The 23,542-nt window shown below is 71.5% G+C and carries 15 protein-coding genes; 10 read left to right on the top strand and 5 right to left on the bottom strand.

What is annotated here, in order from left to right:
• Window positions 1-20 precede the first annotated feature (20 nt).
• Complete coding sequence (locus ACFVTH_RS00270; RefSeq protein ID WP_387085389.1) at window positions 21-425, bottom strand: RidA family protein; 405 nt, start codon at window positions 423-425, stop codon at window positions 21-23.
• A gap of 75 nt (window positions 426-500) precedes the next feature.
• Here ACFVTH_RS00270 and ACFVTH_RS00265 point away from each other — a divergent pair, with 75 nt between their 5' ends.
• From ACFVTH_RS00265 to ACFVTH_RS00240, 6 genes are all read left to right on the top strand, one after another.
• Window positions 501-2,750, top strand: a complete 2,250-nt coding sequence (locus ACFVTH_RS00265; RefSeq protein ID WP_387085386.1) for a bifunctional alpha,alpha-trehalose-phosphate synthase (UDP-forming)/trehalose-phosphatase — start codon at window positions 501-503, stop codon at window positions 2,748-2,750.
• A 9-nt stretch (window positions 2,751-2,759) separates the two neighbouring features.
• Window positions 2,760-4,454: a dihydroxy-acid dehydratase gene (gene ilvD, locus ACFVTH_RS00260; RefSeq protein ID WP_376947712.1), complete on the top strand. Its 1,695-nt coding sequence runs from the start codon at window positions 2,760-2,762 to the stop codon at window positions 4,452-4,454.
• A 44-nt stretch (window positions 4,455-4,498) separates the two neighbouring features.
• Window positions 4,499-6,301, top strand: a complete 1,803-nt coding sequence (locus ACFVTH_RS00255) for an acetolactate synthase large subunit (protein WP_387085384.1) — start codon at window positions 4,499-4,501, stop codon at window positions 6,299-6,301.
• A gap of 2 nt (window positions 6,302-6,303) precedes the next feature.
• On the top strand, window positions 6,304-6,813 hold the full coding sequence (ilvN, locus tag ACFVTH_RS00250; protein WP_386940552.1) for an acetolactate synthase small subunit: 510 nt from the start codon (window positions 6,304-6,306) through the stop codon (window positions 6,811-6,813).
• A gap of 5 nt (window positions 6,814-6,818) precedes the next feature.
• Window positions 6,819-7,904, top strand: coding sequence for a ketol-acid reductoisomerase (gene ilvC / locus ACFVTH_RS00245; protein ID WP_386940554.1), 1,086 nt, complete (start codon window positions 6,819-6,821; stop codon window positions 7,902-7,904).
• Between the two features lie 198 nt (window positions 7,905-8,102).
• Complete coding sequence (locus ACFVTH_RS00240; protein ID WP_387085381.1) at window positions 8,103-9,995, top strand: bifunctional metallophosphatase/5'-nucleotidase; 1,893 nt, start codon at window positions 8,103-8,105, stop codon at window positions 9,993-9,995.
• Window positions 9,996-10,065: 70 nt separating this feature from the next.
• Here ACFVTH_RS00240 and ACFVTH_RS00235 read toward each other — a convergent pair whose 3' ends face one another.
• From ACFVTH_RS00235 to ACFVTH_RS00225, 3 genes are all read right to left on the bottom strand, one after another.
• The gene (locus ACFVTH_RS00235) at window positions 10,066-13,407 is read right to left on the bottom strand and encodes an AAA family ATPase (RefSeq protein ID WP_387085378.1); all 3,342 of its coding nucleotides are present in this window, start codon (window positions 13,405-13,407) and stop codon (window positions 10,066-10,068) included.
• A 97-nt stretch (window positions 13,408-13,504) separates the two neighbouring features.
• The gene (locus ACFVTH_RS00230; protein ID WP_387085375.1) at window positions 13,505-16,447 is read right to left on the bottom strand and encodes a hypothetical protein; all 2,943 of its coding nucleotides are present in this window, start codon (window positions 16,445-16,447) and stop codon (window positions 13,505-13,507) included.
• Window positions 16,447-19,011, bottom strand: a complete 2,565-nt coding sequence (locus ACFVTH_RS00225; RefSeq protein WP_387085372.1) for a S8 family serine peptidase — start codon at window positions 19,009-19,011, stop codon at window positions 16,447-16,449. The genes ACFVTH_RS00230 and ACFVTH_RS00225 overlap by 1 nt, the downstream gene beginning before the upstream one ends.
• A gap of 137 nt (window positions 19,012-19,148) precedes the next feature.
• On the opposite strand from ACFVTH_RS00225, the gene ACFVTH_RS00220 reads away from it, so the two are divergent.
• The 4 genes from ACFVTH_RS00220 to serA all read left to right on the top strand — a co-directional run bounded on the left by ACFVTH_RS00220 (window position 19,149) and on the right by serA (window position 22,561).
• Window positions 19,149-19,910: a copper homeostasis protein CutC gene (locus tag ACFVTH_RS00220; RefSeq protein WP_387085369.1), complete on the top strand. Its 762-nt coding sequence runs from the start codon at window positions 19,149-19,151 to the stop codon at window positions 19,908-19,910.
• Window positions 19,911-19,919: 9 nt separating this feature from the next.
• A complete protein-coding gene (locus ACFVTH_RS00215; protein ID WP_387085366.1) occupies window positions 19,920-20,444 on the top strand; it encodes a DNA polymerase III subunit gamma/tau in 525 nt (174 codons plus the stop codon).
• Window positions 20,441-20,812: a hypothetical protein gene (locus tag ACFVTH_RS00210; protein WP_387085363.1), complete on the top strand. Its 372-nt coding sequence runs from the start codon at window positions 20,441-20,443 to the stop codon at window positions 20,810-20,812. The genes ACFVTH_RS00215 and ACFVTH_RS00210 overlap by 4 nt, the downstream gene beginning before the upstream one ends.
• A 150-nt stretch (window positions 20,813-20,962) precedes the next feature.
• Window positions 20,963-22,561, top strand: coding sequence for a phosphoglycerate dehydrogenase (serA, locus tag ACFVTH_RS00205; RefSeq protein WP_387085360.1), 1,599 nt, complete (start codon window positions 20,963-20,965; stop codon window positions 22,559-22,561).
• A 204-nt stretch (window positions 22,562-22,765) separates the two neighbouring features.
• Here serA and ACFVTH_RS00200 read toward each other — a convergent pair whose 3' ends face one another.
• Window positions 22,766-23,341 carry a TetR/AcrR family transcriptional regulator gene (locus ACFVTH_RS00200; protein WP_387085357.1) on the bottom strand — a complete coding sequence of 192 codons (576 nt, stop codon included), beginning with the start codon at window positions 23,339-23,341 and terminating at the stop codon, window positions 22,766-22,768.
• Window positions 23,342-23,542 lie beyond the last annotated feature (201 nt).

Here is a 23,542-nt window from a genome sequence, read left to right as displayed (position 1 = left end):
GACGTCGCGTCGCCGCTGCGCTACTCGGACGGCGGAAGCGCCGCGATCGCGCTCACCTCGATGAGCGCGCCGGGCACGCCGAGCGCGCGCACGACGGCGGCCGTCACGAGCGGCGGCGCGCCGGGCCCGGCGAGTCGCGGTGCGATCGCGCCGTACGCGGCGCCGAGGTCGGCGCCCTCGGCGATGTGCACCGTCCACTGCACCACGTCGGCGAGGCGAGCGCCCGCGGCCTCGAGCGCGATCTCGGCGTTGTCGACGGCGCGGACCGACTGCGCGGCGACGTCGTCGGAGACGACCGCCCCGCTCTCGTCGACCCCGTTCTGGCCGCCGAGGTAGATCGTCGTCGCTCCCGGCGGCACGACGGCGACATGGCTGAATGCCGGACTCACGACGAGTCCGGCCGGTTGCAAGCGTTCGATGTCCATGCCTCCGACGATCGCACCGACCGCCGACATCGCACTGTTAGCCTGAAGGACAGCGCGAGGAGGGACATCCGCTCTATGAACGCCCCTGAACCATCACGCGACGACCTGTACGTCGATGCCGCCTACGACATGATCGTGGTCTCGAACCGCCTGCCGGTCGACTACCAGGCCGGCCCCGACGGCGAGACGCAGTGGCGCAGCTCGCCCGGCGGGCTCGTCACCGCCCTCGAACCGGTCATGCGCGCCGCCGACGGAGCCTGGATCGGCTGGGCCGGCGTCGCCGACCGCGAGTTCGACCCGTTCGAGCACGACGGCATCTCGATCATCCCGGTGCCGCTCAGCGAGGCGGAGCTCGAGGAGTACTACGAGGGCTTCTCGAACGACACCCTCTGGCCGCTCTACCACGACGTGATCGCGCCGCCCTCGTTCCACCGCGAGTGGTGGGACGCCTACGTCAGGGTCAACCGCCGCTTCGCCGAGGCCGCCGCGCGGGCCGCGTCGCCCGGCGCCGTCGTCTGGGTGCAGGACTACCAGCTGCAGCTCGTGCCGCGGATGCTGCGCGAGACCCGCCCCGACCTCGTCATCGGCTTCTTCAACCACATTCCGTTCCCCGCATACGGCATCTACTCGCAGCTGCCGTGGCGCAGGCAGGTCGTCGACGGGCTGCTCGGCGCCGACGTCATCGGCTTCCAGCGCGCCGCCGACGCGGGCAACTTCTCGCGCGCGGTGCGGCGCCTGTTCGGCTACGCGACGCGCGGCAGCGTCATCGACGTGCCGGATGCCTCGGGGGAGGTGCGGCACGTCGTCGCCCGCCACTTCCCGATCTCGATCGACGCCGCCGGCTTCGAGGAGATCGCCCGTCGCCCCGAGGTGCAGGCGCGTGCGCGCGAGATCCGCGAGAGCCTCGGCAACCCCGAGACGATCATGCTCGGCGTCGACCGGCTCGACTACACGAAGGGCATCCGCCACCGGCTCAAGGCCTTCGGCGAGTTGCTGCGCGACGGCCGGCTCTCGGTCGAGCAGGCGACGCTCGTGCAGGTCGCGAGCCCGTCGCGCGAACGCGTCGAGACGTACCGCCAGCTCCGCGACGAGATCGAGCTCATGGTCGGCCGGCTGAACGGCGACTACTCGACCCTCGGGCACCAGGCGATCGCGTACCTCCACCACGGCTACCCCCGCGAGGAGATGGTGGCGCTCTACCTCGCCGCCGACGTCATGCTCGTCACGGCGCTCCGCGACGGCATGAACCTCGTGGCGAAGGAGTACGCCGCCTGTCGCTTCGACGAGGACGGCGTGCTCGTGCTCAGCGAGTTCACCGGCGCCTCCGACGAGCTGCGCCAGGCGGTGCTCGTGAACCCGCACGACATCGAGGGCCTGAAGGACGCGATCGTCGAGGCGGCGTCGATGCCCAAGCGCGAGCGGGCCCGGCGCATGCGGGCGCTGCGCAGGCGGGTCCGCGAGAACGACGTCGCGAACTGGTCGGCGACGTTCCTGAAGACGCTCACCGGCGCGGGCATCATCGAGCCCGGCGTGCCCGACTCGCTCACCTCGGCGGTGCGCCGCATCGCCGGCACCGAGCGGCTGCTCGTCGCGCTCGACTTCGACGGCACCCTCGCACCGCTCGTCGACCGCCCCGAGGACGCGCGGGCGACCCGCCGCGCGCTCGCGGCCGTCGAGCGCCTCGCCGCCGCGGACGACACGCGGGTGGCGATCGTCTCCGGCCGCGCGCTCGGGAGCCTCCGCGAGGTCGCCGAGCCGCCGCACGGGGCGCTGCTCAGCGGTTCGCATGGCGTCGAGCTGCAGCTCGACGGCGGCGAGGTCATGATCGAGCTGCGCGACAGCGAGCTCGGCGACCTCGAGCGCCTCGGAACCCTCCTCGGCGAGATCGCCTCGAGCGAGGACGGAGCCTGGGTCGAGCAGAAGCCCGCGGGCCTCGCCCTGCACACCCGCAAGGTCGCCCAGGCCGCGCGCGGCAGCGAGGTGCAGCGCGCGGCGCGCGAGCGCGTCGGACGGGAGCTGCCCGAGCTGACCATGCGGACCGGCAAGGGCGTCGTCGAGTTCTCGGTGCGCCCGAGCGACAAGGGCGAGGCGCTCACCCGGCTGCGGCAGCACGCGGGGGCCAGCGCGGTCGTCTACGTCGGCGACGACGTCACCGACGAGGACGCCTTCGCCGCACTGCAGGACGAGGACCTCGGCGTGAAGGTGGGCCAGGGCAAGTCGCTGGCGGCTCACCGGGTGCGCAGCCCCGAGGACGTCGCGGAGCTCCTCGAGCGCCTCGCGGACGAGCGTGACACACAGCGCGGGGGCCCCTCGCGCTGGCCATAGACTCGACGCATGTCGGAGTTCGATCCCAAACCGCGTAGTCGTACTGTCACCGATGGCATCGAGGCCATGACGAGCCGGGGCATGCTCCGAGCCGTCGGCATGGGCGATGCCGACTGGGACAAGCCCCAGATCGGCATCGCGAGCTCGTGGAACGAGATCACGCCCTGCAACCTCTCGCTCGGCCGCCTCGCGCAGGCCGCGAAGGAGGGCGTGCACGGCGGTGGCGGCTACCCGCTGCAGTTCGGCACCGTCTCGGTCTCCGACGGCATCTCGATGGGCCACGAGGGCATGCACTTCTCGCTCGTGTCCCGCGAGGTCATCGCCGACTCGGTCGAGGTCGTCATGCAGGCCGAGCGCCTCGACGGCTCGGTCCTGCTCGCCGGCTGCGACAAGTCCATCCCGGGCATGCTCATGGCGGCCGCCCGCCTCGACCTCGCGAGCGTCTTCCTCTACGCCGGCTCGATCGCCCCCGGCTGGGTGCGGCTGTCCGACGGCACCGAGAAGGACATCACGATCATCGACTCGTTCGAGGCGGTCGGCGCGGTCAAGGCCGGCACGATGTCCGAAGAGGACGCGAAGCGCATCGAGTGCGCGTTCGCACCCGGCGAGGGCGCCTGCGGCGGCATGTACACCGCGAACACCATGGCCTCCGTCGCCGAGGCGCTCGGCCTCTCGCTGCCGGGCTCGGCGTCGCCCGCCTCGGCCGACCGCCGTCGCGACTACTACGCGCACCGCTCGGGCGAGGCCGTCGTCAACCTGCTGAACAAGGGCATCACGGCCCGGCAGATCCTCACGAAGAAGGCGTTCGAGAATGCGATCGCCGTGGGCATGGCGCTCGGCGGCTCGACCAACATCGTGCTGCACCTGCTCGCGATCGCCCGCGAGGCCGAGGTCGACCTCACGCTCGACGACTTCAACCGCATCGGGTCGAAGGTGCCGCACATCGGCGACCTCAAGCCCTTCGGCAAGTACGTCATGAACGACGTCGACCGCCGCGGCGGCGTGCCGGTGCTGATGAAGGCCCTGCTCGACGCGGGCCTGCTCCACGGCGACGTGCTGACCGTCACCGGCAAGACCATGGCCGAGAACCTCGCCGAGATGAACCTGCCGCCGCTCGACGGCGAGGTGCTGCACACCCTCGACGACCCGATCCACGAGACCGGCGGCCTCACGATCCTGCACGGCACGCTCGCGCCCGAGGGCGCGGTCGTGAAGACGGCCGGCTTCGACGCCGCCGTGTTCGAGGGGCCCGCGCGGGTCTTCGAGCGCGAGCGCGGCGCGATGGACGCCCTGACGAACGGCGAGATCAAGCACGGCGACGTCGTCGTGATCCGCTACGAAGGACCGAAGGGCGGGCCCGGCATGCGCGAGATGCTCGCCATCACCGCGGCCATCAAGGGCGCAGGTCTCGGAAAAGATGTACTACTCTTGACGGACGGTCGATTCTCAGGCGGCACAACCGGCCTGTGCATCGGCCATCTGGCACCCGAAGCAGTAGACGCAGGTCCTATTGCTCTCGTGCGCGATGGTGATCTTATTCGGGTCGATATCGCAGCCCGGTCCATCGACCTACTTGTCGACGAGGCCGAGCTGGCCGCCCGCCGTGAAGGCTGGGCTCCGCTTCCCCCGCGCTACACCCGAGGCGTTCTCGCGAAGTACTCGAAGCTCGTGCGTTCCGCCGCCGAAGGCGCCACGACGGGCTGAGCGCTGCGCTTCCCGCACCCATCGCCCACCAGAACAGGAATCGAATGACCACGGAATCGAACCCCGTGCCGTCGCCCGCTGCAGTGCCGCCAGGCGCACCCGTGGAGATCACGGGTGCCGAGGCGGTCGTCCGTTCGCTCGAGATGCTCGGCATCACCGACGTGTTCGGACTTCCGGGCGGCGCCATCCTCCCCGTCTACGACCCGCTCTTCGAGAGCAAGAAGCTCCGGCACATCCTCGTGCGCCACGAGCAGGGCGGCGGTCACGCGGCCACCGGCTACGCCGCCTCGAGCGGCAAGCTCGGCGTCACCATCGCGACCTCCGGCCCCGGCGCGACGAACCTCGTCACCGCCATCGCCGACGCGCACATGGACTCGGTGCCGATGCTCGCGATCACCGGCCAGGTGTTCTCGACGCTCATGGGCACCGACGCCTTCCAGGAGGCCGACATCGTCGGCATCACGATGCCGATCACCAAGCACTCCTTCCTCGTGAAGGACGCCGAGGAGATCCCTGCCACGATCGCCGCCGCGGTGCACATCGCGACGACCGGACGACCCGGCCCCGTGCTCGTCGACATCACGAAAGACGCCCAGCAGGCGAAGTTCTCGTTCCGCTGGCCGCCGAAGGTCGAGCTGCCCGGCTACCGCCCGATCACGAAGGCGCACGGCAAGCAGGTCGCGGCCGCGGCCCAGCTGATCGCCGAGGCGAAGCGCCCCGTGCTGTACGTCGGCGGCGGCGTGATCCGCGCCCGCGCCGCCGAGGAGCTGCGCACGCTCGCCGAGACGACCAAGGCGCCGGTCGTGACGACGCTCATGGCCCGCGGCGCGTTCCCCGACTCGCACCCGCAGCACCTCGGCATGCCCGGCATGCACGGCACGGTGCCCGCGGTGCTGGCGCTCCAGGAGTCCGACCTCATCGTCGCGCTCGGCGCGCGCTTCGACGACCGCGTGACCGGCAAGGCGGCGCTCTTCGCGCCGAACGCCAAGGTCGTGCACGTCGACATCGACCCCGCCGAGATCTCCAAGATCCGCACGGCCGACGTGCCGATCGTGGGCGACGCGAAGGACGTGCTCGTCGACCTCACCGCGGCCTACCGCGACGCGACGCGCGAGACGACGCCCGACCTCGACGAGTGGTGGGCGACCCTCGACGGCCTGCGCAGCGAGTTCCCGCTCGGGTTCACCGAGCCGCGCGACGGGCTGCTCGCCCCGCAGTACGTGATCGAGCGCATCGGCCAGCTCACCGGCCCCGAGGGCGTCTACGCCGCGGGCGTCGGCCAGCACCAGATGTGGGCGGCGCAGTTCATCAAGTACGAGCGCCCCAACTCGTGGCTGAACTCGGGCGGTGCCGGCACCATGGGCTACGCCGTCCCCGCGGCCATGGGCGCGAAGGTCGCCGAACCCGACCGCGTGGTCTGGGCGATCGACGGCGACGGCTGCTTCCAGATGACGAACCAGGAGCTCGCGACCTGCCGGCTCAACGACATCCCCATCAAGGTCGCGGTCATCAACAACTCCTCGCTCGGCATGGTGCGCCAGTGGCAGACCCTGTTCTACGACGGCCGGTACTCGAACACCGACCTGAACACCGGTCACGACACCGTGCGCATCCCCGACTTCGTCACGCTCGCCGAGGCGTACGGCGCCCTCGGCATCCGCGTGACGAAGAAGGAGGAGGTCGACGCGGCGATCAAGCTCGCGCTCGAGACGAACGACCGCCCCGTCGTGATCGACTTCGTCGTCTCGGCCGACGCGATGGTGTGGCCGATGGTGCCGCAGGGCGTGTCGAACAGCTACATCCAGTACGCCCGCGACCACTCGCCGGCCTTCAGCGAGGAGGACTGACCATGTCGACCCACGTGCTCTCCCTCCTCGTCGAGGACAAGCCCGGCCTGCTCACCCGCGTCGCGGGCCTCTTCGCCCGGCGCGGCTTCAACATCGAGTCGCTCGCGGTCGGCCACTCCGAGATCGACGGCCTCAGCCGCATCACGGTGGTCGTCGACGTCGAGGAGTTGCCCCTCGAGCAGGTGACGAAGCAGCTCAACAAGCTGATCAACGTCATCAAGATCGTCGAGCTCGACCCCGCGCAGTCGGTGCAGCGCGAGCACCTGCTGATCAAGGTGCGGGTCGACAACACGACCCGCTCGCAGGTGCTCGAGGCCGTGAACCTCTTCCGCGCCCGCGTCGTCGACGTCGCCACCGACGCGCTCGTGATCGAGGTCACGGGCGACTCGGGCAAGACCCAGGCGCTGCTCAAGGTCCTCGAGCCGTACGGCATCAAGGAGATCGCCCAGTCGGGCCTCCTCGCGATCGGTCGCGGCGGCAAGTCGATCACCGAACGCGTCTTCAAGAACTGAAACGGATGCCGCGGCGCGCGCCGAAGCATCCCTCACGCAACCCACACCAAGGAGAAACAGCAATGGCTGAGATGTATTACGACCAGGACGCCGACCTCTCGATCGTCCAGGGCAAGAAGGTCGCCGTCATCGGCTACGGCTCGCAGGGTCACGCCCACGCGCAGAACCTGCGCGACTCGGGCGTCGAGGTCGTCATCGGCCTCAAGGAGGGCTCGAAGTCGATCCAGAAGGCAGAAGAAGCCGGCTTCGAGGTCAAGAACGTCGCCGACGCGGCCGCCTGGGCCGACGTCGTCGTGATCCTCGCACCCGACCAGTACCAGCGCCACATCTACGCGGAGTCGGTGCGCGACAACCTCGTCGAGGGCAACGCGCTCGTCTTCGGCCACGGCTTCAACATCCGCTTCGGCTACATCGAGGCGCCCGCCGGCGTCGACGTGATCCTCGTCGCGCCGAAGGCGCCCGGCCACACGGTGCGCCGCGAGTTCGTCGCCGGCCGCGGCATCCCCGACATCATCGCCGTCGAGCAGGACGCGACCGGCACCGCCTGGGAGCTCGCGAAGTCGTACGCGAAGGGCATCGGCGGCACCCGCGCCGGCGTCATCAAGACGACCTTCACCGAAGAGACCGAGACCGACCTGTTCGGCGAGCAGGCCGTGCTCTGCGGCGGCACCTCGCAGCTCGTGCAGTACGGCTTCGAGACCCTCGTCGAGGCCGGCTACCAGCCCGAGATCGCCTACTTCGAGGTGCTCCACGAGCTGAAGCTCATCGTCGACCTCATGTGGGAGGGCGGCATCGCCAAGCAGCGCTGGTCGGTCTCCGACACGGCCGAGTACGGCGACTACGTCTCGGGCCCGCGCGTCATCGACCCGTCGGTCAAGGAGAACATGAAGGCGGTGCTCGCCGACATCCAGGACGGCACCTTCGCGAAGCGCTTCATCGCCGACCAGGACAACGGCCAGAAGGAGTTCCTCGAGCTCCGCGCCAAGGGCGAGCAGCACCCGATCGAGACCACCGGTCGCGACCTCCGCAAGCTCTTCGCGTGGAACTCGTCCGACGACGACGACTACGTCGACGGCGAGGTCGCTCGCTGACGCTCGCGTCACTCTCGGTGGTCGAGTAGCGACGCAGGAGCGTATCGAGACCCTCACACGGTCTCGATACGCTCGCTGCGCTCACTCCTCGCCCACCGTCGTGTTTTCGGGCCGTTCGTCGTCGTGCGCGAATGAGCACGAGAAAATCGGCTGCAAGCCCTTGCACCGGGGCATCCGGTCGTGGTCGCATTCTGTGCCATGAGCGAACTCTCGAACCACCGACCCGAACCCGTTCCCCGCTGGTGCTCGTGCGCCGTGTCCGACGACGAAGCCGGCCACACGCACTCGGGCTTCACCCGACGCAACGTCCTCATCGGCGCCACCGCGGCGAGCGCCCTCGCGGCGGCCGGCTGGTCGGCCGCCCCCGCGACGGCCGCGACGAACGGCACGACGGCGAAGATCACGATCATGGGCACGAGCGACCTGCACGCGAACGTCGTGAACTGGGACTACTACAAGGACGCGGCGTACTACGACGGGTCGCCGACACGTGAGACGAACGCCGTCGGTCTCGCCCGCGTCGCCAGCCTCGTGAAGCAGGTCCGCGCCGACCGCGGCCGAGGCAACACACTCCTGTTCGACGCCGGCGACACCATCCAGGGCACTCCGCTCGGGTTCTACTACGCGACGGTCGAGCCGGTCACCGAGTCGGGAGCGATGCACCCGGTGGCCGCCCAGATGAACGCGCTCGAGTACGACGCGGTCGCCCTCGGCAACCACGAGTTCAACTACGGCCTCGACTTCCTCGACCACTGGATCTCGCAGATGGACGCGCCGGTGCTCGCCGCGAACGCCGTGCACGCCGAGACGAAGGTGCCGCGGTTCACGCCGTACACGATCACCCAGCTGAAGGTCGCGAAGGGGCACCCGCCGGTCAAGGTCGGCGTGCTCGGCCTCACGAACCCGGGCGTCGTCATCTGGGACAAGGCGAACGTCTCGGGCAGGGTCGAGGTGCTCGACCTCGTCGAGACCGCGAAGCGGTGGGTCCCGGTGATGAAGGCCCAGGGCGCCCACATCATCGTCGTGAGCGCGCACTCGGGCGAGAGCGGCCTGTCGACCTACGGCTCCGAGCTGCCGATCGAGAACGCGGCGAAGCTCGTCGCCGAGCAGGTGCCCGACGTCGACGTGATCCTCTTCGGGCACGCCCACGCGGAGATCCCCGAGCGCCTCGTGAAGAACCTCGTGACCGGCGACGAGGTCATCATGAGCGAGCCGAAGAACTGGGGCCAGCGGCTCAGCGTGTTCGACCTCGACCTCAGCTATGCGCGCGGCAAGTGGTCGGTCGTCGAGCACAAGGCGTACCTGCTGAACGCCAGCACCGTCGTCGACGACCCCGAGTTCGTGGCGATCGTGCGCGACCAGCACGACGCCGTCGTCGAGTACATGAACTCCGAGGTCGCGACCTCGACCGCGGAGATGCTCGCCGCCGAGTCGTGCTGGAAGGACACGGCGATCCTCGACTACGTCAACCACGTGCAGGTCGAGACCGTTCGCGCCGCCGTCGCGGGCACCGCCGAGGCATCCCTGCCGATCGTCTCGATCGCCGCACCGTTCAACCGCGCTGCGAGCTTCCCGCAGGGGGCGGTGACCATCAAGGACGTCGCGGGCCTGTACATCTACGACAACACCCTCCTGGCCTCGATCCTCACCGGGAAGCAGATCAGGGACTACCTCGAGTTCTCGGCCGAGTACTTCAAGACCGTCGCACCCGATGCCCCGGTCGACCCCGCCGCGTGGACGAACGCCCCGACCCCGAGGTCGGCGTTCACCCCCGACTACAACTACGACCAGTTCTCGGGCGTCGAGTACACGATCGACGTCTCGAAGCCGGTCGGGCAGCGCATCTCGCCGCTCAGCTACGACGGTGCGCCCGTCGCCGACGACCAGCGGTTCCTCGTCGCGGTGAACAACTACCGGCAGTCGGGCGGCGGCGGGTTCCCGCACATCGCGACGGCTCCGGTCGTCTACAACGCGCAGGTCGCGATCCGCGAGGCGATCGTCGCGTACGCCTCGGCGCAGGGCACGATCGATCCGCAGGACTTCCACGTCGTGAACTGGAGACTCGTGCGGAACGGGGTGCCGGTGTTCTGAGCGCTCCAGCCGTGCCGGGCGGCCCGCCTCGAGGAAGACTCGGGACGGGCCGTCGTCACGCGGGCGGACGTCAGCCCGCCGGCCGGTGATGCGAGCCGCGGGCGTGCGCGAGACGCGTGAGGCCGGCGGGGTAGGGCAGGTTCCGGGCGAGCTCGTCGACGGCCGCGAACTCGTCGTCGGCCCGATCGCCCAGGCCGAGCGCCGCGAGCGCGGCTGCGTGCGCGATGCGGGCGTCGATCTCGGCGAGCCGCTCGCCACCGGAGGCCGCCCGCTCGATCTCGTCGCGTGCCATCCGCTCGGCCGCCCCGGCGTCGCCGAGACCGAGATTCGCCCACGTGGTGGTGGTCGCCGAGAGTCTCGGCAGTGTCGCGAGCACACGGCGTGCCTCGTCGTACTCGCCGATCACGACGAGCCACTCGGCCCGCGCCTGGCCGACCTCGTCGAGCCCCTGCCGGTCGGACGATTCCTCGGCCACCCGCTCGGCCTCGTCGAGCTGCGGCAGCGGATCCTCGTTGCGGCGCATTCGCACCCGCGCGAGCGCCACGAGCGCGTAGGGGGTCGAGAGCGCGGTGCGATCGACGGGCGCGTCGACCGCTGCGTCGGCCAGCGTCGCGGCGGCGTCGATCTCCTCGACGAGCAGGTGGAGTTCGGCGAGATTCGCCTGCTCGAACGCCCGACCGATCGGCTCACCGGAGCGATCGGCGAGTTCGAGCGCCCGGTTGCCGATCTCGATGGCCTCGCGCAGTCGTCCGGAGCGGCGGGACTGTTCGCGCTGCACCGAGAGCACCGATGCGAGGATCTGCGGGTCGCCGTAGGCCTCGGCGTGGGGGAGCGCCTTGGCGGCCACCGGTCCGGCTTCGGCGAAGCGCCCGTCGAGCGCGAGCGCGGCCGCCTGGTACTGGAGCGCGCGAGCGAGGAGTCCCCGGCGCTCGGGGCCCGTGATGCGTTCGGCGGCGGCCTGGGCGAGCGTGGCCGCGACGACCGCCTCGTCGTACCGCCCGGTCACGAGCAGCGCTCGCGTGCGGCTGTTGTGGTGGGTCGCGGCGGGGAGCGCGCCAGTGCGGACGGTCGGACGGTCGGCGTCGAGCAGCACGAGCGCCTCGCGGGTGGCGGTGGTGCTCACGAGCACCTCCGCGAGGCGGGCCGTCGCGAGCACGACGCCGTCGTGGTCGCCGCGGCGTCGGAGATCGACGAGCGCCTCGGTGAGCACGCTGCGGGCCTCGTCGAAGCGGGCGGTGCGCTGGAGCACGAGGCTCCGGTCGAGCCGCACCCATGCCGCCTCGGCGCTCAGCGCGTCGAGGCGGCTGATCAGCTCGGCGTAGTAGCGGTCGGCGGTGTCGTTCGCGCTGAGCGCGGCGGCCCGCTCGGCGGCCTGACGCAGGTAGGTGACGGCGCGCGGGTCGTCGGCACGCACGAGGTGCGACGCGAGGGCGTCGACGGCGTGCGGTCTGCGTCGCAGCACGACGTCGGCGTACGCGCTGTGCAGCACCTGCCGGCGGGCGGCGGTGAGCTCGTCGTAGGTCGTCAGTCGCACGAGCGGATGCTGGAACACGAGCCCCGGGACCGGGCGCCCGTCGATCACGACATCGCGCTCGAAGAGCACCGCGGCGCGCAGCGCGGCATCGACCGATTCGGCGGCCTCGCCGTTCGACATGGGCGGGTGGAGGGCGCGGGTCGCGACATCCACGACCTCCGCGGTGGCCGCTTCGCCGCCCGCAGCGGCGACGACCTCCGCGATGCGCCGTGCGGTCGCCGGGAGGCGTGCGAGCCGGGCCGCGACGAGCTGCCGGACCTCGGGCGAGTTCGGCGAGCGGTCGCCCGAGACGTCATCGCGGCGAGCCAGTTCGACGGCGAAGAGGGGATGTCCGAGCGACAGCTCCCACACGCGGTCGGGCACCGCGCCGCCGGCGATGTCGGTGGCGAGCGCGAGGCAGTCGGCTTTCGCGAGTCGCCCGAGCGGCACGTCCGTCGCGATGCCGTCGCGGCGCAATCCGTCGAGTACGAGGCGCCGGGGATCGTCGACGGCGAGCTCGTCGTCGCGCAGCGTCGCGATGGTACGCCACGGTGTGGAGGTCGACGCTGCTCGGCGCGCGAGGTTGCTGACGAGCTGCAACGTGCCGAGGTCGGCCGCGTGCAGGTCGTCGACGACGAGCAGCACGGGCGAGGCCGCGGCGAGGTCTTCCAGCAGTGCGGCCACGGCCTGGAAGAGGCGGCGACGCTCGTCGTCGGGACTGCGCTGCAGCTCGAGGGCGGTGTTGCCGAGGCTCGGCAGGAGACCCGCGAGCTCGGGATACTCACCGCCGACGCGTGCGCGCTCGAACGTCGAGCGACCCGACAGCCACCCGTCGAGCGCCTCGACGATCGGGCCGTAGGGCGTCTGCCCCTCGGCGTCGCGCCCGGCGCCCCAGACGACGACGGCGCCCTCGTCGAATGCGATGCGCGCCGCCTCGGTGACCACGCGCGTCTTTCCGATGCCGGCCTCGCCGGTCACGAGCACGAGGCCCGGTCGGTCGGTCGCGACGAGGCTCGCGATCGCGTCGGCCCGGCCGCGCAGCGGGGTCGCGGGGTGCACCCGCAGGGTCGGCGGCGGCAGCGGTGCGCCGTCGACGGGTCGCGTCGAGCCGGCGTGCGCGTCGAGTGCCTGGAGATGGAGCCGTTCGGTCTGCTCGCCGGGCCGTACGCCGAGCTCGTCGTCGAGCGCGGCGCGGCAGGCGTGGTACTGGTGGATCGCCTGGCGGCGGAGCCCGAGCGAGAGGTACGCCCGCATGATCGTTCGGTGCGCGCGCTCTTCGGCCGGATGTTCGGCGAGTGCGTCGCGCGCGACGGCGATCGCGTCCTCCGCGCGGTCCGCGTCGACGAGCGCGTCCGCGAGCTGCAGGAGCACGCGGGTGCGTGCGACCGCAAGCCGGTCGCGCCGCGCGTGCAGCCAGGTCGCGTACCGATCCTCGGGAAGGAGTTCGCCCGCGAACGCCTCGGCGGCGACGGCGAGCTCGGCGACCCCGCCGCCCTCGAGGGCGGTGGCGGCGAGCTGCTCGGCGTGATCCGCGTCGATCCAGACGGTCTCGGGCTCGAGCCGCAGCATGGCGCCGTCGGTCGTCAGGTACCTCGACGGCCGCCGTGCGGCGAGCTCGGGCTCGAGCGCCCGCCGTGCCGCGTGCAGGGCGACGCCGAGGCTCCGGGTCGCAGCTTCGGGGGTCGCATCGGGCCAGCACTCCGCGATGATCTCGTCGCGGTGCAGGCGATGGTCGGGGGCCACGGCGAGCAGCTTCACGAGCGTGCGGGCGCTCGGTCGCGGCCACTGCTCGAGCGGCGGCACACCGCCGTCGCGAGTGGCCCGGAATCCGCCGAGCAGGTGCAGCCGAAGGCGCGGCGGAGCCGGTGCATCCGCAGCGGCATCCCTCGCGCTGGCCATGTATCAGAGGGTAGTCGCCGGAGAACGGCTCGGCCCCCCGTCCGGGGGACGGGGGGCCGGGGCCGCACGACCAGCGGTGCCGGTCAGCTCCTGCCGTTCAGAGTGCGTCGATCGTCGCGACGACGAACTGCCGCATCGCCGTGAAGGGCGTCGAGATCTCCGAACCGTGGAGTGCGGCGGTGCGGTCCGCGCCGCGGACATCCGGGTTGAGCGAGATGATCTCGTCACGCCCGTCGCCGTCGAGATCCGCGAGCTCCAGCTCGCGGCCGGCCATCACGCCGACCGAGGCCGACGCGCTCTCGAATCCCTGCGAGCTCTGGAGCGTCGACACGGGGAACGAACCGAAGCCGCCGTCGAACGACGTGACGAGGATCCGCTCGCCGCCGGGCGTCGTCGCGATGCCGGCGTCCTGGATCGTCGCGATCGCGTGCATCTCGGAGTCCTGCCCGTTCGTGCCGAACGTGCGCACGACGGCGGTCGACGAGGCGATCAGGCCCTCCGGCGCGGTGAACCAGGTGTTGAGGCCGTGCAGGCCGCCCATGGCGGCGGTGTGCAGCACCTCGCCGGTGCGCCCGTCGCGGATCTCCATGAACATCTGCGGCGGCGCGCCCGGGAGGTCGGTGCGGCCGAGCCAGGTGTAGACCACCGCGTGGCCGTCGGCGTAGGGGATCTCGGGGGAGGCGAAGGTCGCCGCGCGCATGCCGCTGCCCCAGACCGCCTCGTGGAACCCGAGGTCGGTCGGCGCCGACGGGGTCACCCGCCAGACGACCGAACCCGTTGCGCCGTCGAGGGCGACGCCGCCGACGGGGCCGGCCTCCGGCAGCGCGACCGAGCCGCGCGTCTCGTACTCGGCATACACCTTGCCGTCGCCGAACGACACATCGCCGAACACGATGCCGTCGGACGGAGCATACGTCCAGGCGAGCTTGCCGTCGCCGTGGTACGCACGCACCGCGTCGGTCGGGAGCACGACCTCGGCCTTGCCGTCGCCGTCGAGGTCGGATGCCGCGACCGTGCGCACGAACTGGCCGCCGCCGTCGATCGTGCGGAGCACCTTGCCGGTCTCGGCGTCGATCACCGCGGCGGCGCTGTCGGCGGCGACGACGATCTCGTCGCGCGCGTCACCGGTCACGTCGGCCTGCACGAACTTGTGCACCGATCCGGGAACGGTCGCGGACCAGAGGGGGACGCGCTGCCCGTTCACGAGCGCCTTGCCGTCGTAGGCGAACACGCCCTGCGAGTTGCCGCCGACGATCAGGTCGTCGGCGCCGTCGCCGGTGATGTCGGTCGCCGTCGCCGACGACGAGTCGGCGGGCAGGGGGGTCACGCCGACTTGCTTGCCCGAGCCCAGGTTGTACGTGCGAACGTTCTCGAGCGTGTCGACGGTGCGGATGCGCGTGTCCTTGCCGCTCATGACGAGCTGCGACCACAGTGGGGAGGCCGCGGTGCCCGTGTGCTCCCACTTCACCGCACCGTTGGGGCCCGCGAGCGCCGAGATGCGGCCGTACCAGGCGCCGTAGCGGTTCTCGCCGGTCGCGTAGCCCTGGTCGTCGCGGTAGTTCACGACGACCCGGCCGTCGGCGATCATGACGCCCCAGCCGAGGATGCCGTCCTTCGCGTTCGACGCGTCGCGCTTGAGGGTGCGCGACCACATCTGGGCCGACGAGGCACCGTCGATGGCGCGCACGGTCGACGCGTTGAGGAAGAGGCTCGCGTCGAGCGTCGCCTCGCTCACCACGATGTCGTCGGCGTCGCTTCCGCCGAGGTCTCCGACGGCCGAGGCCAGGGGCAGCGCGTTCACGCGGGTGTCGAGCACCGTGCGGGCGCCGTCGGCGAGGCCGTACGAGACCACCCGGTACTGCACGCCCTCGTTCGGGTCGGACTGCTCGAGCGCGATCAGACGGTCGCCGGAGGCATCCAGTCGCAGCTGACGCGAGTACGGCCGATCGGTCGCCGTCCACTCGACTTCGCCGTCGGCGGCGTCGATGACGATCGTGTTGCCGCTCGGCACGGTGGCGATGGCGTCCTTGCGGCGGTTCCACGACGCCGCGAGCAGGCCGTCGCCGATCGGCTCGAGGTCGGCCCACCCCGAGGCCTTCGGGGCGGTGGGGGCGTATGACCACGCCTCGGACGCCTCGAGGCGATCACCCGAGGCCGTGAACGTGAGCCCGCGCATCACCATCGTGGAGCCGGCCGGCGCGTTGACGTTGAAGTAGGGTGAATCGGCGATCACGAGCGTGTCGTCGACGAGCTCGAGCGAGTAGACGGCCGAGTACAGCTTCGACCACAGCGTGTGTCCGTCGCCGCCGTCGACGATCGTGACGAAGGTGCCGGTCGATGGCGTCCCGACCATCGGGCGGTACGGGTTCGCGCCGACGCTCGCCGTGAAGACGAGGTCGTCGACGCCGTCGCCGGTGAGGTCGCCCGTCGCGATGCCGTCCTCGGACGCCGGGGTGAACGGCGACACGGCGTTGTAGCCGACCACGATGCGGGCCGGATACGGCTCCGTCTGCCACGGGCGGGCGTTCTTCACACCCCAGTCGGCGTACCACGAGGCGTTGTCGCGGCGCCAGACCTCGGCACCCGCTGCAGTGCGGCGCTGCACGAGACCGAGCGAATCGATCGCGAAATAGTCGTCGGCGCCACCCGCGACCGGCACCGTCTGCACCAGGCCGTAGGTGCCCTCGACCGAGCTTCGAACGGTGTGCTTCCAGGTGGTCGCATCGGTCTCGGCCTGCAGTTCGTTGCCGCCGTCGGCCTGGTCTTCGGCCGCAGGGTCCGCGGCTTCCGCGTCCGTCGCCGGATTCTCCGCGATCTCCGCGCCGGTGACGGCGTCGATGGAGGCCTCGCCGGTGCCGCCATCGCGGTAGACGTCGGCTTGGGCTCGAGCGCTGAGCTCGTCGACCTGCTCCGGCGTGAGCACGAGGGGCTCGTCGGTGCCGGAGGCCGCGAATGCGGGTGTGGACAGGCCGACGGTCATCGCGACCGCCGCGCAGGCGGCGACGAGGCCGACGCCTCGGCGTGGGTTCCGGGTGAACATCATGCTCCCTTTCGGACGAAGCTGATCGCCTGGCCGTCGGTCACGACGGCCTGGTTGAAGGAGTACTGCAGGGCGTCGGTACCCGTGGCGTTCTCGAGGCCGATCGTCGCCGACGAGCCGCGCTCGAGTGCGGCGCCCGAGACGTCCCGGTACTGCAGGGTGACGGTGCCGCTCTTCTCGTCGAACACGACCTCGAAGGAGAGGCGGGCGTTCGGGTCGTCGGCCACTGCGGCGTTGTTCCAGACGATCGCGAACTTGCGCGAGCCGGCCGAGCCGGCCGAGCCGGTCGTCGCCGTCTGCACGCTCGCCTTCTTGTCGATCACGAGGTCGTCCCAGAACGCGGCGATGACGCCGTTCGGCGCGGTCGCGGTCGGCAGTGCGGCGTTCGCGTAGTCGCCGACACGCGGTGCGACGAAGTTGACGAGGCCGTTCGTGGTCACCGCTGCGGAGGTGTAGGTCGTGCCGTAGTGGGTGACGGGGAACGGCAGCGCGACCGTCGTCGCGTCCTCGTCGCCCGAGATCGCGACCTTCGAGGCGCCCTTGATCCACGAGTAGGCGGCGGGCACGCACGAGGTGCCCGCCGCGTCGGTGCGGGCGGGCAGGTCGATGTCATCGACCACGTCGGCGCCGACCACGAGCGGCGTGCGGGAGATGCCGTTGCAGCGCACGGGCTGGGCGGGCGACGCCGCGAGCGAGAACGAGCCCTCTGCGACGTCGGGCAGCGTGTAACGGCCCGACGCGTCGGTCGTCACGGGGGGCACGGGCGTGTTCTCGACGGTGACCGTGACGCCCGCGAGCGGGGCGCCGACGACGTCGCGCACGACGCCGGACACCCGGTGGTGCGCGACCGCGTCGAGGGCGAGGTCGTGCACGGCGTCGGTGCCGGCGGTCACCACGTACCCCGCGTCGACGAGGGCTTCGTAGCCGTAGCCGCTCAGCTCGAACGAGAAGGTGCCGGCCGGCAGCACGACGCGGTAGTCGCCGTTCGCGTCGGTCGTGGTCGTGCGATCGAACCCGTCGCCCGTGACGTGCACGGTGAGGTTGGCGAGCTCCGCTCCCGTGGCCGCGTCGGTGGCGGTGCCGGTGATGATCGAGCGGGTGTGCGGCGCCGCGTCGACCGCCGCGAGGATGTCGAGCTTGCCGTCGCCCCACACGTTGTTGCGGTCGGCGGTGCCGCCGCAGTGCGTGTCGTCGACGTCGCGGGCCGCGTCGTTCAGGAGCGCCTGCGTGCCGGCGATGTCGCCGATCAGCGTCGGCGCCTCGGCCCACAGCAGCGCGACCGCGCCGGCGAGGTGCGGCGTCGCCATCGAGGTGCCGTTCATGGCCTGGTAGCGGTTGCCCGGCACGGTCGAGCGCACGTTCACGCCGGGCGCCGTGATGTCGGGGCGGAGCGATCCGTCGACGGGCGAGGGCCCGAAGCCCGAGAAGTTCGCGATCTTGCCGTTCGCGTCGTACGCGCCGACACCGTAGACGTCACCGCGCCCGCCGGGTGCGTGGGTCGTCGAGCAGGTGGCGCCGTCGCCGTCGTTGCCCGCGGCGAACGCCTCGTAGATGCCCGCGGCGTTCCACGCCTCGATGAGGTCCTGGTAGAACAGCACGTCGTCGCTGCCGCCCCAGGAGTTGTTCACGATGTCGGGGGAGAGGTCGGGGCGAGGGTTCTGACCGTTGCGGTCGGTGGGGGCGAGCATCCACTGCCCCGAGAGGAGCAGGTAGGAGTCGGAGCACGAGCGGCCCTCGCAGCCCTTGGCCGCGATCCAGGTCGCGCCGGGGGCGACGCCGATGCCGCCGGCACCCACCATCGTGCCCATGGTGTGGGTGCCGTGGTTGTTGTTGTCGCAGGGAACGCCGCCGGTGCAGACGCCGGTCGGGTCGTACCAGTTGTAGTCGTGCGAGAACGTGCCGTTGCCGAGGTTGCCGCGGTAGTTCGCGACGAGGGCGGGGTGGTCGTACTGCACGCCGCTGTCGATGTTGGCGATCACGATGCCCTCACCGGCCTCGTCGTACTGCGACCAGACCTGGTCGGCCTCGATGTCGGCGATGCCCCACTCGACCGTCGCGTCGGCGGCCACGGCTGCTGCGTCGACGGCGTCCTCGGTCGAGCCCTCGACGACGGTGGCGTCGAGGTCGTAGGCGCGTTCGGGGACGATTTGCGCGACGTCCTTGCGTGCAGCGAGGTCTTCGATGAGCGCGACGTCGGATGAGGTCGCCCGGATCGCGTTCGCGATCCAGAACGGCTCGTAGTCGACGTCGTGCTTGTCGAGATGGTTGCGCAGCGGCCGCTGGGTGTTCGCGGCCGTCGTCGTCAGCGCCTCGTACGCGAGCGCCGCCTTCCTCTCGTGGCCTTTGGCCTTGCGCGCGCCCGCGAGGTCGGCCTTCTCGGTGAGCAGGATGTAGAACGTGGCGTCGTCGCCGGCGGTCGCCGTGGCGAGCACGGCCGGGTCGATCTTGTCGGCGCCGTCGACGGGCGCGGCGACGGCCGGCGGTGCCGCGACGACGAGTGCCGCGGCCGCGGCGGCGGCCGCGAGCGAGGCCACCCACGTGCGGGCGGTTCTGGGCTTGTGCATTGTCGTGTTCCTTCACAACGGTTGACGGCTCTGATCCGCGAGCTGGCGAGGACTTCGACGGCCGCGGGCTGGCAGCACGCTATCGACGCGCCCTTACTGGCGAATTACCGAGCTGCGCCACCGCTACGCTGTCGTGAATGGCCGCCCCCGCACTCCCCATCGAGATCGCCGTCCAGGATGCCGCGGGCACGCGCATCGCCCTCGAGGCCGGTGCCGCACGCATCGAGCTCTGCCAGGCCCTCGGCCTCGGCGGACTGACGCCGTCGGCCGGCCTCGTCGAGGCCGCGGTCGACGCGGCGCGCGACGTCGCGGCGACGGGCTTCGTGCACGTGCTCGTGCGCCCGCGCGGCGGCGGGTTCGTGTACGACGCCGACGAGCAGCGCACCATCCTCCGCGAGATCCGGGCGATCGTCGCGGCGGGCGCCGACGGCGTCGTCGTCGGTGCGCTCACCGAGGCGGGCGAACTCGACCTCGACGCGATCGCGCGGTTCGTCGAGGCGGCGGGCGAGGCCGACGTCACGGTGCATCGTGCGGTGGATGCCTCGGCGGACCCCCTCGGCTCGGTCGCCGCGCTCGCGGGGCGCGGCGTGCGCCGCGTGCTCACCTCGGGCGGCGCAGCCGACTGCCGCACCGGGCTCGGCGCGCTCGCCGAGATGGCGTCGGCCGCGGCCGGCCGCGTCGAGATCATGGCGGGCGGCGGGGTCAAGCTCGACGACATCGCCGCGCTCGCCGCGGCCGGCGTCGACGCGGTGCACCTCTCGGCGCGCGGTCGTGCGCTGCGGGGCGGGGCGAGCGGTCCCGGCGGCGGCGTCGACGGCTTCGACGAGACGGATGCCGCGCTCGTCGTCTCGGCGGTCGCGGCCGCCTCGGCGGTGCCCGCCGCGCCCCCGCGTGGCTAGGCTGGAGCCATGCGCCCCGACCCCGATGCCGACGATGACGCTCTGCGCTGGGAGGGCGACGACGACGCCACCCTCGCCCCCGGCTGGAAGGCCGTCGGCAACCCGGTTCCGCTGAAGCGCGGAGCGACGACGGCACCCGCGACGGGCATCGGTGGAGCCGACGTCGACTCCGACACCGACTCGGACACCGGCCCCGGCGACGCGGCCGCGGCGGCCGACCGCGATGACGATGCCGCAGAGGCGGCCGCGCAGACCGGCTCGGTCGAGCTCGTGGTCCTCGGCGTGCTCGGCGGGGTCTACCTGCTCTACACGATCGGCTGGATCATCACCGCCCTGCGCACGGCGACGCCCGGCACGAGCATCGTCGGCGACTTCATGTACAGCCTCGGCCTCTGGCTCGCTGTGCTCGCCGCCCCGACCTGGTTCGTGCTCGCACTGCGGGGCGCCCGAACCGGCCGCTCTCGACTCGTCTGGCTCGTCGTCGGCGCCGTCGTGCTGGCCCCGCTGCCCTTCATCTTCGGAGTGACCGCATGACCGCCGCATCCGCCGTCCCCGCAGGCGCCGAGCCCGAGGCATCCGACCCGTCGCCGAGGCTGCCGCTCTGGCTCGACGCCGCGCTCGCGGTCGCGTTCGGGCTCTTCTACGCCTACGACGTGTGGGAGGTCGTCGAGAGCATCGTGCAGTTGCTCGGCGTCGGCCTCTCGTTCACGGCGGCCGGCTGGGCCGTCATGATCGTCGCGCTCATCGCCCCGCTCGGCTGCTTCGCGGCGGCGTTCGCGCTGGGGCGGCGCCGGGGCATCCTCGCGCGCGTCGCGCTGTACTTCGCCGGCCTCTGCGTCTCGGCCGCGCTGTTCCTGAGCCTGACCGTGCTGCTGGGGCAGCTCGGCGGCGTCGTCGTCTGAGCGTTCGCCCGCTCGGCGACGTCGCGAGCCGTCACAGTACGTGATGGCGCGCAACACTCCAGTAGGGTGGGCGGGGTAACGGCGCCCCCACTGGCGTAGGCGCTTCCCCTCGCGCGCCTTTCCGCGCGCACCGCTCCGAAGGAACCGTTCGTGTCAAAGCCGGTCGTGCTGATCGCCGAAGAACTCTCGCCCGCCACCGTCGACGCCCTCGGGCCCGACTTCGAGATCCGTCAGGTCGACGGCACCGATCGACCGGCGCTCCTGTCGTCGCTCGCCGACGCCGACGCCATCCTCATCCGCTCGGCGACGCAGGTCGACGCCGAGGCGATCGCCGCGGCCCCCAAGCTCAAGGTCGTCGCCCGTGCCGGCGTCGGCCTCGACAACGTCGACGTGAAGTCGGCGACGACCGCCGGCGTCATGGTCGTCAACGCGCCGACGTCGAACATCATCTCGGCCGCCGAGCTCACGATCGGCCACATCCTGAGCCTCGCCCGCCACATCCCCGCCGGGCACGTCTCGCTCTCGGCCGGCCAGTGGAAGCGCTCGTCGTACACCGGCACCGAGCTGTACGAGAAGACCGTCGGCATCATCGGCCTCGGCCGCATCGGCGCCCTCATCACCGCGCGCCTGCAGGCGTTCGGCATGGAGGTCATCGCCTACGACCCCTACATCACGGCGGCGCGTGCGCAGCAGCTCGGCGTGCAGACGGTCTCGCTCGACGAACTGCTCGAGCGCAGCGACTTCGTGACGATCCACATGCCGCGCACGCCCGAGACGCTCGGAATGATCGGCGCCGAGCAGCTCGCGAGGATGAAGAAGACCGCGTACGTCGTGAACGTCGCCCGCGGCGGCCTCATCGACGAGCAGGCGCTGCACGACGCGCTCGTCTCGGGCGAGATCGCGGGTGCCGCCCTCGACGTCTTCGTGCAGGAGCCGCCGAAGGAGTCGCCGCTCATCGGCCTGCCGAACCTCATCGTCACCCCGCACCTCGGCGCCTCGACCGACGACGCGCAGGAGAAGGCGGGCATCTCGGTCGCGAAGTCGGTGCGCCTCGCGCTCGCCGGCGAGCTCGTGCCCGACGCGGTGAACGTCGCCGGTGGCGTCATCGACCCGTACGTGCGCCCCGGCATCCCGCTCGTCGAGAAGCTCGGACAGCTGTTCTCTGGACTCGCCCACGGCGAGCACGGCGGCCTCACGAGCCTCGACGTCGAGGTGCGCGGCGAGCTCGTCGACTACGACGTCAGCGTGCTGAAGCTCGCGGCGCTGAAGGGCGTCTTCACGAACGTCGTCTCCGAGTCGGTGTCGTACGTCAACGCGCCGCTCCTCGCCGAGCAGCGGGGGGTGCAGGTGCGCCTCATCACCGAGGCCGACAGCCCCGAGTACCGCAACGTCATCACCCTCAGCGGCGCGCTCGCCGACGGCACCCAGGTGTCGGTGTCGGGCACCCTCACCGGCCCCAAGCAGGCCGAGAAGCTCGTCGGCATCGACGGCTACGACCTCGAGGTGCCGATCGCGAAGCACCACATCGTCATGAGCTACACCGACCGCCCCGGCATCGTCGCGGTCTACGGCCGGGAGTTCGGCGAGGCCGGCATCAACATCGCCGGCATGCAGATCGCCCGACGCGAGGCCGGCGGCACGGCGCTCAGCGTGCTCACGGTCGACTCGCCGGTGCCCGCCGAGGTGCTCGAGCGGGTTCGCACGGCGATCGACGCGAAGGTCTTCGTCGAGATCGACATCACCGAGTAGCAGTCGGTCGGTCGGACGCCCCGGCGCGACGCCCTTCGCGGGTGCGCGCCGGGGCATCCGCGTTCTCGGAGCGCTTCGCCAGGCCGGGCCGCGCCGGCCTCTGCAGGGTGAGTTCAGCAGCGTGAGCCGGTCGGCGGAGCCGCAGTGCCGGGTGCCGGCCGCTCATCCTGCTCGACGTCCGCCCAGCGCCTGTTCGGTGCCCGCTCAGCGGGTGACGAGGCGCTCGAGGAGGGCGACCAGGGCGTTCAGGCGTTCGGGGGAGACCTCGCCCGTGGTCGCCGTCGAGAGGTCGACGTCGCCGACGTCGGCGGCCTCGGCGCGCAGCGCGGCACGATGGTAGAGCCCGTCGCCCATGAGCGTGACGGCGAGGGCGAGCGTCGGATCGCCGACGTGACCGGTGAGGGCGGCGAGCCAGCGGGTCTCGGCCTCGTCGAGCGCACGGCCGGCCTCGCGGTCGCCGCCCTGCGCGAGCCGCAGGATCGCGACGAAGGTGTGGTCGAGCGGGGTCTCGATGTCGAGCGACGACCGCAGGAAGTAGGCGATCGCCCCGTCGGGCGCTTCGTCGATGCGGTGGAGATCGTCGTCGACGAGCCGCAGCAGCCGCTCGACGAGCCCGGCGACGAGCGCCTGCTTCGAGCCGAAGTGGTAGAGCAGCCCGCCCTTCGAGACGCCGGCGTCGCGCGCCGTCGCGTCGAGCGTCGCCGTGCGCTCGCCGTCGGCGATGATGAGCCGCTCGAAGGCGTCGAGCACGGCTTCGCGGGCGGCGGGCGGGCGGGGCATGGCGTGATTCTCCCAGAGGTACGGCGGTCGCGTGCGGAACATCGCATCGACGAAGCGGACTGGATTCTGTTACTATACCAGCCGGACGGTATAGAAACTGAGTGAGAACATGACCGATCACACGGCCACCACGACCCCGACGACCGATTCGTCGACCACGCCCACGACCGACGCGTCGCGTCGCACCGAGCTGCGGCGACT

Origin of the sequence: Agromyces sp. NPDC058104, from assembly GCF_042884835.1 — a bacterium.
Classification (GTDB): domain Bacteria; phylum Actinomycetota; class Actinomycetes; order Actinomycetales; family Microbacteriaceae; genus Agromyces.
This window is presented reverse-complemented; position numbering and strand designations above follow the sequence as displayed.

Excerpts from the sequence above, each read along its gene's own strand:
- ACFVTH_RS00270 (WP_387085389.1), bottom strand. The coding sequence starts at position 425 with ATGGACATCGAACGCTTGCAACCGGCCGGACTCGTCGTGAGTCCGGCA.
- ilvD (WP_376947712.1), top strand. The coding sequence starts at position 2,760 with ATGTCGGAGTTCGATCCCAAACCGCGTAGTCGTACTGTCACCGATGGC.
- ACFVTH_RS00235 (WP_387085378.1), bottom strand. The coding sequence starts at position 13,407 with ATGGCCAGCGCGAGGGATGCCGCTGCGGATGCACCGGCTCCGCCGCGC.
- ACFVTH_RS00255 (WP_387085384.1), top strand. The coding sequence starts at position 4,499 with ATGACCACGGAATCGAACCCCGTGCCGTCGCCCGCTGCAGTGCCGCCA.
- ACFVTH_RS00230 (WP_387085375.1), bottom strand. The coding sequence starts at position 16,447 with ATGTTCACCCGGAACCCACGCCGAGGCGTCGGCCTCGTCGCCGCCTGC.
- ACFVTH_RS00210 (WP_387085363.1), top strand. The coding sequence starts at position 20,441 with ATGACCGCCGCATCCGCCGTCCCCGCAGGCGCCGAGCCCGAGGCATCC.
- ACFVTH_RS00240 (WP_387085381.1), top strand. The coding sequence starts at position 8,103 with ATGAGCGAACTCTCGAACCACCGACCCGAACCCGTTCCCCGCTGGTGC.
- ACFVTH_RS00200 (WP_387085357.1), bottom strand. The coding sequence starts at position 23,341 with ATGCCCCGCCCGCCCGCCGCCCGCGAAGCCGTGCTCGACGCCTTCGAG.
- ACFVTH_RS00220 (WP_387085369.1), top strand. The coding sequence starts at position 19,149 with ATGGCCGCCCCCGCACTCCCCATCGAGATCGCCGTCCAGGATGCCGCG.
- ACFVTH_RS00225 (WP_387085372.1), bottom strand. The coding sequence starts at position 19,011 with ATGCACAAGCCCAGAACCGCCCGCACGTGGGTGGCCTCGCTCGCGGCC.
- ilvC (WP_386940554.1), top strand. The coding sequence starts at position 6,819 with ATGCCGCGGCGCGCGCCGAAGCATCCCTCACGCAACCCACACCAAGGA.
- ACFVTH_RS00215 (WP_387085366.1), top strand. The coding sequence starts at position 19,920 with ATGCGCCCCGACCCCGATGCCGACGATGACGCTCTGCGCTGGGAGGGC.
- ACFVTH_RS00265 (WP_387085386.1), top strand. The coding sequence starts at position 501 with ATGAACGCCCCTGAACCATCACGCGACGACCTGTACGTCGATGCCGCC.
- ilvN (WP_386940552.1), top strand. The coding sequence starts at position 6,304 with ATGTCGACCCACGTGCTCTCCCTCCTCGTCGAGGACAAGCCCGGCCTG.